The following is an 8,931-nucleotide window of genomic DNA, read 5'->3' on the forward strand; positions in this document are numbered from 1 at the left end:
CCCCACCGCCGGAAACAGCCGCTCCAGGATGACCGCCACCCCGTCCTCGTCGTTGGACACGGTGACCTCGTCGGCAGCGGCGAGAACGTCCGGGTGGGCGTTCGCGACGGCGACCGAGTACCCGGCCCAGGCGAACATCGGCAGGTCATTCGGCATGTCGCCGAAGGCGATGACGTCGCGGGCGGTCATCCCCCGCTCGGCGGCGAGCTCCGCCAGCGCCACGGCCTTGGACACCCCCGGCCCGGCGATCTCGACGAGGCCCACGCTCGACGTCGTGACCACGGCGTCCGTCCCGGCAAGCTCGACGATCGCGTCGTACACCTCGGTGAACGGCTGACCGCCGCGGCGGACCAGCAGCTTTGTCGCCGGCAGGGTCAGCAGCAGCTCGGGGAACGCCGCGACCAGCTCCTCGGGATCCGGCCACATCGTCTCGAAGGCCGGTTCCCGGCCGAACCGGACGCCGCTTTCCACGGCGAACGCCGCGTCCGGCACCGCGGCGCGGATGGCGCGGGCCAGCCGCAGCGCGGTGGTCTGCTCCAGGTACCGGTGGCTGACCGGCACGCCCGCGTCCAGGTCGAACACGAGCGCTCCGTTCGCGCAGATCGCGAGGCCGGAGGCCGACGTCTGCGCCACGACGCCCGCCATCACCCGGCTCGGCCGCCCGGTGACGAACACGACGGTCGCCCCGCACTGTTCCACCCGCCGCAGGGCCGCGCGGGTACGCGCCGAAACGGTGCCGTCGCTGCGGATCAGCGTCCCGTCCAGATCCGTGGCGACGAGGGCAGGCGGGAACACAGTGACCCAGTCAACCAGCAACGCGTCGCGGACACGGCGGAATCCGCCAGCATCGTCCCCGGCCGCGGGCCGGCGGCGCGGGAACTCCGGTCGCGTCCGGCCATGGCTGTCGGTGTCCGCGACCGATGCAGGTGTTCGGCGCGGATGTCGACGACCCGGTGACAGGTAGCATGCCGAGCATGGTTCCTGCCGATCGGCCCGGGTCGTCGCCGTCCGGTCGTCTCTCCCGACCCGGGGCGGGCGGGGATCCGCTCGGTCCCGGCGGGGCCGCCGACGATCCCGGCGCGGCGATCGGCAGCACGCCCACTGCCACCGGGGCGAATACGGTCAGCGGAAAAACATTTGACGAACTCTTCGCCGAGGTTGCCGATAAATGGCAGCGCCGGGCGTCCGGCTCGGGAACGGTCGCCGCTCTCGACAAGGGCGTTCATCATCTCGGTAAGAAACTTGTCGAGGAGGCCGCCGAGGCCTGGATGGCGGCCGAGTACGAAGGTCGCGAACGGGCCGCGGAGGAGATCTCCCAGCTGCTCTACTGGAGTCAGCTCCTCATGATTTCCCTGGGTCTTTCCCTCGACGACGTATACTCCCACCTGTGATCACCCCCCTGTCCTTCCCCGTAGACGCTGAGTAGTGACGATGCTTCGTATTGCGGTTCCGAACAAAGGGTCGCTTTCTGCGGCCTCCAGCCAGTTGCTCGCAGACGCCGGCTACCACGCCCGGCGTGAGTCCGCGGAGCTGGTTATCACCGATCTCGAGAACGACATCGAGTTCTTCTTCCTGCGGCCGCGCGACATTGCCGTCTATGTCGGTTCGGGGCGCCTCGATCTCGGAATCACCGGTCGAGACCTGCTCCTGGACAGCAACGCCGCCGCAGCGGAGCTACTGCCGCTCGGGTACGCGCACGCCACCTTCCGCTACGCCGCCCCGGAGGGCACGCTTACGGAAGTGACGGAGCTGCAGGGCAAGCGGATCGCCACGTCGTTTCCGGCGCTGGTGCGGGCGGATCTCGCTGGCCGCGGCGTCACCCCGGCGAACATCGTGACCCTCGATGGCGCGGTGGAGACGGCGGTGCGGCTCGGGGTCGCGGACGCGGTCGCCGACGTGGTCGAGACCGGCCGGACGCTGCAGGCCGCCGGGCTGGAGCTGCTCGGCGAGCCGGTCCTGCGGTCCGAGGCAATCGTCATTGCCAAGCGGGGGGCGGAGCTGTCCACGGCGCACGAGCGGCTGCTGCGCCGCGTGCAGGGCGTCCTCGTCGCTCGGCGTTACGTGATGATGGACTACGACGTGCCGAGCGCGGTGCTGGAGAAGGCGTGTGACATCACGCCTGGCTACGAATCACCGACGATATCGCCGCTGCAGCGGGAGGAGTGGGTCGCCGTGCGGGCGATGGTGCCCCGCGCGGAGGTCAACCGCACGATGGACGACCTGTGGGACCTGGGCGCCCGCGGGATCCTCGTTTCCAGCATCCAGGCCTGCCGGCTGTAACGCCCCCCGCCGCCTTCGTTCGCCTCCACTCCTCCCCCCGGGGTGGATCAGCGGCGGCTGCCCAGGATCAGTGACATGCCCTCACTGCGCGTTGCGGTGCTGAGGAACTGGCCGCGCACCGCGGAGGTCACCGTGGTGGCGCCCGGCTTGCGCACCCCCCGCATCGACATGCACAGGTGCTCCGCCTCGACGACGACCATCACCCCGCGCGGTTCCAGCACGTCGACGAGAGCGTCGGCGACCTGGGAGGTCAGCCGCTCCTGGACCTGCGGCCGGCGGGCGTAAAGATCCACCAACCGGGCCAGCTTGGACAGGCCGGTGATCTGACCCCTGTCGTTCGGGATGTAGGCGACGTGCGCCCGGCCGGAGAACACCACCAGGTGGTGCTCGCACAGCGACGAGAAGTCGATATCGCGCACCAGCACCATCTCGTCGTGGCCCTCGTCGAAGACGGTGGTCAGGACGTCGGACGGCTCCCGCCCCAGTCCCTCCACCGCCTCGCGGTAGGCCCGTGCGACGCGATCCGGCGTCTTTTGCAGACCCTCGCGGTCCGGGTCTTCACCGATCCCGATGAGCAGCTCGCGCACGGCGCGGGCCACCCGGTCGTGATCGAACGGGCGCACCTGCTGCGGCCGGCCCCGACCCCGACCGCGGATTGGCGCGGCCGGGGGGGCCTCAGCGGCCGCGCCGTTGCCAGGCGTGCTGGGACCGGCGAGGGCGAAGCCGTCCGATTCGGTGCCATTCACCTCTGGTGACGCGCCGGAACCCACCCGCTCATCCGTGAACGCCTCAGGGGAGTCGGACGTCAACGGCGTCTCCTGTCGTCGTCGTTTGGCCAGCTCGGCGGGGCCCATGGGTTAGCGATCCGTGGGCCCTCGGGCGGGCCTTCGCCGCCGGTGGGAGCCGGGGAGCCCTGGCCCTGCGGATAACCCGACCCCTGGGGGTAACCGTGCCCACCGGGGCCGCCATTCCCATTCCCGCCCGGGCCAACCGGACCGACCGGATTACCGTGCCCTGCCGGATCCGCCCCGGGCGCACCCGGCGCACCGTTGCCCGTGCGGCCGGTGGCTCCGTTGCCGTGAGCGGGGTCCTTCACCAGGTCGGCGACGCCGGAGGGGACCAGTCCCAGCTCGGCCGGGGTCTGCACCGGCGGGCGGTCCGAGGGGATGCGCCGGCCGACGCCGGTGTAGGTGCCGCGCACCGGCCGCTTCTGCACGGTTGCGAAGACCTCCGCGACGTCGTCCCTACTCAGCGTCTCGGTGTCCATCAGCCGCAGCACGAGGTTGTCGAGCACGTCGCGGTAGGTGACCAGGATCTCCCAGGCCTCGTCGTGCGCTGCCTCGATGAGCCGGCGGACCTCGACGTCGATCTCGCTGGCGACCTCCTCGGAGTAGTCGCGCTGGTGCCCGACCTCCTTGCCGAGGAAGATCTCGCTGCTCTCGCTGCCGAACTTGATTGCGCCGAGCTTGTCGCTCATCCCGTACTGGGTGATCATCGCGCGGGAGATCTGCGTCGCCTTCTCGATGTCATCGCTGGCCCCGGTAGTGGGGTCGTGGAACACCAGCTCCTCGGCAGTGCGGCCGCCGAGGAGCACGGCGAGCCGATCCAGCATCTCCGAGCGGGTCGACAGGTACTTGTCCTCCAGCGGGAGCTGCATCGTGTAGCCGAGCGCGCGGCCCCGAGGCAGGATGGTGATCTTGTGTACCGGGTCGGAGTTCGGGAGCGCGTGCGCGACGAGGGCATGCCCGCCCTCGTGGTAGGCGATGCGCTTCTTCTCCTTGTCGCTCATCGCCCGGGTCTTGCGTTCCGGGCCGGCCATCACCCGGTCGATCGACTCCTCCAGCAGCGCCGAGGAGATGAACTTCAGGTTGGACCGGGCCGCGAGCAGGGCGGCCTCGTTCAGCACGTTGGCCAGGTCCGCACCGGTGAAGCCCGGGGTGCGCCGGGCGATGACCATCAGGTCGGCATCCGGGCCGATCGGCTTGCCCTTGGCGTGCACCCGCAGGATGGCCTCGCGGCCCAGCAGGTCCGGGCGGTCGACGACGATCTGGCGGTCGAAACGGCCGGGCCGAAGCAGCGCCGGGTCGAGAATGTCGGGCCGGTTCGTCGCCGCGATGAGGATGACGCCGCCCTTGACGTCGAACCCGTCCATCTCGACGAGGAGCTGGTTGAGGGTCTGCTCGCGCTCGTCGTGTCCGCCGCCGAGCCCGGCACCGCGATGGCGGCCGACGGCGTCGATCTCGTCGACGAAGATGATCGCCGGCGCGTTCGCCTTGGCCTGCTCGAACAGGTCCCGGACCCGGCTGGCGCCGACACCGACGAACATCTCGACGAAGTCGGAACCCGAGATCGAGTAGAACGGCACGCCGGCCTCGCCGGCGACGGCCCTGGCCAGCAGGGTCTTACCGGTGCCCGGCGGGCCGTAGAGCAGAACGCCCTTGGGGATCTTCGCGCCGATTGCCTGGAACTTACTCGGGTTCTCCAGGAACTCCTTGATCTCCTGGAGCTCCTCGATCGCCTCGTCCGCGCCGGCCACGTCCGTGAAGGTCGTCTTCGGCGTGTCCTTGCTCACCAGCTTGGCCTTGGACTTGCCGAAGTTCATCACCCGGTTGCCGCCGCCCTGCATCTGGTTCATGAAGAAGAACAGAAGCAGGACCACCAGCAGCACGGGCAGCAGGTTCAGCAGAAGGGAGACCAGGATGTTTCCGCGATCGACGGAGACGTCGTAGGTGACGCGCTTGTTCCGCAGCTCATTGGCGAGAACGACACCCTGTTCGGTGACATAGGACGACTCGAACTTCCGGCCGTCCTTCGTCTGGATCTGGATGAGCTGCTTCGAGTCCTCGATCTTGGCCTTCGTCACCCGGCCTTCGTCGATCTGCTGCTGGACGAAGTTCAGGTCTCGCTTGCCGTACTCGCTGGGACCCGAGAGGACACCGGTCGTGAGAATGATCACGAACAGGACCAGGAGCAGCAGTGGCACCCAGCTGCGGAAAATTCTTCTTGGAGTCATCTGTCTGGAGCGCCGGACACGAGCGCTCCACCCTCCTGACGTGTGTACTGCCCTCGATCGGGATTCCCTTGTGCCGAGGGTACCGCCGGTGCGCGCGTCTCACCGCGCGTACATCCGACCAACGGACCGGCGGGCCGCACTGTTCCGGGCTGGACGATCTGGTGGCGCACGAGGGTGCACCCGCGGCCTCGACGCCGGGCTGCGCCGCCCGGGTCGCTCAGGACGGGGCCCCGCGCTCGATCGCCGCGGGCGTCAGGGTGCCGACGAAGGAGAGGGTCCGATAATACTCGGAGTAATCAAGCCCGTACCCAACGACGAAGGCGCTGGGAATGTCGAAGCCGACATACCGGACGTCCACATCGACCGTGATCGCTTCCGGCTTGCGGAACAGAGCCAGCACCTCCAGCGAGGCGGGCCCGCGCGAGCGCAGGTTCTTCAGCAGCCACGACAGGGTCAGGCCCGAGTCGATGATGTCCTCCACGACGAGCACGTCGCGGCCCTCGATCGAGCGGTCCAGGTCCTTGAGGATGCGCACCACCCCGGAGGAGGAGGTCGACGATCCGTAGGACGAGACGGCCATGAACTCCATGGTCAGCGGCACAGTAAGGGCCCGGGAGAGATCGGCCATCACCATCACGGCGCCCTTGAGCACGCCGACCAGAAGGATCTCTCGGCCGGCATAGTCGGCGTCGACCCGGGCCGCGAGCTCCGCGATCTTCGCGGCGATCTCGTCGGCGGTGACGAGGACCTCGTCGATGTCGGGGTGCGTCGCGGCCGCCGGCGGGCCGTCGTGGGGGCTGCCGGCATCGGGCGTCGTCGTCGCGGACTGACTCACCTGATCGTCCTCCTCGGGGTACGCCGCTGTGGCGGGATCCGGCCCACGGCCGGCGGGTCCGGCGGGTGGCCACGGCGGAGCCACTGGTCCGGTGAGTGTGATCCGGTCCGCCCAGCGCCGGGCGAGGACACCGCCCGGCAGCGGCACTGGTTTCTGGCCGCGCCACCGCGTCACGAGTTCCTCCACCGCCCAGACGTGCTCGGCGCGCAATGCCGAGGCCGAGGCGCCGACGTCGAGTGCGGCCCGCCGCAGCACGCGTCCGCGGATCGCGGCGGGCAGGGCGGCGAGGGCCGCCACGCCGAAGCCAACCTCCCCGCCGGTCGAATCGGAGGCCGCAGCGGCGATCGGGCCGCTCCTCGGGCCCGGGCCCGGGCCGCCTGGTGCGATGACGGCGGCGGTGACGGTCGCGGCATAGGCATCGGTGGCCGCCGCGTCCAGCGCGTCCGCGTCGGCCCGCAGCAACTCGGCGCCGCGGGCCAGGGACTCGGCGATGCCCGGTCCGAGCTCGGCCTCCAGCAGCGGCAGGACCCGGTGACGCACCCGTGCCCGGGCGAACGCCGGATCGGAGTTGGTCGGATCGTCCCAGACAGGCAGCCGCTCGGCGAGGCAGGCGGCCCGGGTCTGCGTACGACGCAGGTGCAGCAGTGGGCGGCGCAGCAGGCCGTCACGCGGGCGCATCCCGCCGAGCGAGCGGGCCCCCGAGCCCCGCGCGAGCCGCAGCAGCACCGTCTCGGCCTGATCGTCCAGGGTGTGACCGATCAGCACGGCGCGGGCGCCCAACCGGTCGGCCGCGGCCAGCAGCGCGCTGCGGCGGGCATCGCGGGCGGCGCCCTCCGATCGCGGCGCGTGCGCGGTAAGGACCTCCACGGGGCGCAGCCCGAGGACCCGCCCCAGCTCGGCGACGCCGCGTGCGCGCTCGGCCGAATCGGGATCCCAGCCGTGATCGACCACCAGCAGCCCGGCTCGCAGGGCCCGGCGGGGGGCCACGAAGGCGAGCGCTGCGGCGACAGACAGTGAATCCGACCCGCCGGAGCAGGCGACCAGCACCAGCTCGCCCGGGTCGAGATCGGCGACCGCGTTGCGGACCGCGAGCCGGACCGCGGCCACCGCGGGATCTGGCGCCCGCCCAGCCCGCGCCGGCCGGGCGGGTGAGGTGCCGGCCGGTCCGGAAGCCGCACCGTGGTGATCACCGCCGGTGGCGGACCGGGTCACCGCGTCGGCCGACAGCTGGACGCGCAGGAGGGCGTCCCGCGGACCACGGCCGTCACGCCGAAATCGACGGGCGACTGCCCAGGACGCGTTGCATCCATGCGGTGGGATCGGCCAGCTCCGCGCGGGTCGGGAGCGTCGTCGGTGACTCCCAGACCGTGTTGAAGCCCGCCACCCCGGACTCGGCGACGACGGCCCGCACGAAGGCGCCGCCCTGGCGGTACTGCTGGAACTTGAGGTCCAGCCCGAGTAGGCGGCGGATGAACCGGTCGAGCGGCGAGCCGCCGTCGCGGCGGCCCTCGAACTTCGACCGGATGTCGGCCACGGTGGGGACCACTCGGGGCCCGACGGCATCCATCACCTGGTCCGCGTGGCCCTCCAGCAGCGTCATGATCGCCTGGAGGCGGTCGAGCACCGCCCGCTGGGCCGGGGTCTGTAGCGCCTCGACCACGCTCGGGCTGTCGGCGCCGCGGTCGAACACCGCCCCGCGTACCGCGGCCACCGCGGAGCGGACCCGGTCCGCCAGGACGTCCGGATCGAGATCGGTGGCCTCGATGAACGCGGTGATCTCGGATTCCAGGTGGGACCGCAGCCACGGCACGGCGGTGAACTGGGTCCGATGGGTCTGCTCGTGCAGGCAGACCCACATTCGGAAGTCACGCGGCACGACGCCCAGCGTGGCCTCGGCATGGGCGATGTTGGGCGCGACCAGGCTCAGCCGGCCGACCGCGCCCGGCGTGGCCGATCCGTCGGGGCCGGTGAGGTACTCCTCGGGCGGCAGGAACACCTCGTACTGGCCCAGTACCTTGCCGGCGAGATAGGCCAGCGCCGTGCCGAGCTGGATGCCGGTGACCCGCCGACCGATGGCAGTGGAGAAGGTGCCTCGCTGCTGATCGGACAGCTTGCTGAGCAGAGGTGTGGTGAGCACCCGCAGACCGGCGACGTTGGAACGCACCCATTCGGGCCGGTCGACGACGTTGATGGGGGTGATGGCGCCGGCGGGGGCGAGGTGGGTGTAGTCCTCCACGTGCCGCTCGGCTTCCACCGCGAGGCGGCGGAGCTCGGCGACGACCTCGCCGGCCTGCTCCCGGGTGATCTGCGGGCCGGGGCGGACCAGCCTTCTCGCCGTCGTCACGGCGAGTTCCCAGTCGACCAGCTCGGCGTCCACGAATCCGAGCGTACCGGGCCGGCCGTCGCTCTGCTCCCGCGTCGCCGAGCCCGGGGCGCGGGGCGGGCTCCGGCCGGGCCGGTCGGTTCCGGGGATCGCCGCTGTTTCAGCGGGCCGGGACGGTCGGCGCGCCACGTGCGGCCGGTGCCGGTGCTGGTGCCGGCGCGGGGCAGCCGCAGCCGGCGAGCGCCGCCGCGACCCGGTCGAGCGCGGCCTTGGTACCGCCCGCCTCCTCCGCCGGGGACAGGAAGGCGAACAGCAACAGCCGCCCGTCGGCGTCGACGAGCTGGCCGGCGAGGCTGCTGACATTGCGCAGCGTGCCGGTTTTGGCCCGGACGTCGCCCGCGCCGGGCGCCGTGTCCGCGGTGGCGTAGCGGTCGTTCAGGGTGCCGGAGAAGCCGGCTACCGGCAGGCCGGTCAGCACGG

Annotated in this window: 8 protein-coding genes; 2 read left to right on the plus strand and 6 right to left on the minus strand. The window is 71.3% G+C overall.

Translation table 11 applies throughout. The features are described 5' to 3' along the window. Nucleotides 1-813, minus strand: an 813-nt coding sequence (locus NBZ85_RS22785) for an HAD family hydrolase (protein ID WP_264762133.1), incomplete at its 3' end; no start/stop codon positions are given. Between the two features lie 161 nt (nt 814-974). Here NBZ85_RS22785 and NBZ85_RS22790 point away from each other — a divergent pair. Together NBZ85_RS22790 and hisG are read left to right on the plus strand one after the other, a co-directional pair. Further along, nucleotides 975-1,391: a phosphoribosyl-ATP diphosphatase gene (locus tag NBZ85_RS22790; RefSeq protein WP_261556224.1), complete on the plus strand. Its 417-nt coding sequence runs from the start codon at nt 975-977 to the stop codon at nt 1,389-1,391. A 40-nt stretch (nt 1,392-1,431) separates the two neighbouring features. Next, on the plus strand, nt 1,432-2,280 hold the full coding sequence (gene hisG, locus NBZ85_RS22795) for an ATP phosphoribosyltransferase (RefSeq protein WP_261556230.1): 849 nt from the start codon (nt 1,432-1,434) through the stop codon (nt 2,278-2,280). 47 nt (nt 2,281-2,327) lie between these two features. Here hisG and folE read toward each other — a convergent pair whose 3' ends face one another. The 5 genes from folE to NBZ85_RS22820 form a co-directional block, all read right to left on the minus strand. Next, nucleotides 2,328-3,089 carry a GTP cyclohydrolase I FolE gene (folE, locus tag NBZ85_RS22800; protein WP_261556225.1) on the minus strand — a complete coding sequence of 254 codons (762 nt, stop codon included), beginning with the start codon at nt 3,087-3,089 and terminating at the stop codon, nt 2,328-2,330. Further along, complete coding sequence (ftsH, locus tag NBZ85_RS22805; RefSeq protein WP_261556226.1) at nt 3,086-5,293, minus strand: ATP-dependent zinc metalloprotease FtsH; 2,208 nt, start codon at nt 5,291-5,293, stop codon at nt 3,086-3,088. The genes folE and ftsH overlap by 4 nt, the downstream gene beginning before the upstream one ends. 217 nt (nt 5,294-5,510) lie before the next feature. Next, on the minus strand, nt 5,511-7,340 hold the full coding sequence (gene hpt / locus NBZ85_RS22810; RefSeq protein ID WP_372517712.1) for a hypoxanthine phosphoribosyltransferase: 1,830 nt from the start codon (nt 7,338-7,340) through the stop codon (nt 5,511-5,513). A 52-nt stretch (nt 7,341-7,392) separates the two neighbouring features. Next, nucleotides 7,393-8,505 (minus strand): zinc-dependent metalloprotease, encoded by a 1,113-nt coding sequence (locus NBZ85_RS22815; protein ID WP_261556228.1) that lies wholly within the window; start codon nt 8,503-8,505, stop codon nt 7,393-7,395. Nucleotides 8,506-8,611: 106 nt separating this feature from the next. Continuing rightward, the coding region (locus NBZ85_RS22820; RefSeq protein WP_261562558.1) for a D-alanyl-D-alanine carboxypeptidase at nt 8,612-8,931 on the minus strand (320 nt) is incomplete at its 5' end.

This window comes from Frankia tisae (assembly GCF_025403405.1).
In the GTDB taxonomy this organism is placed as follows: Bacteria; Actinomycetota; Actinomycetes; order Frankiales; family Frankiaceae; genus Frankia; species Frankia tisai.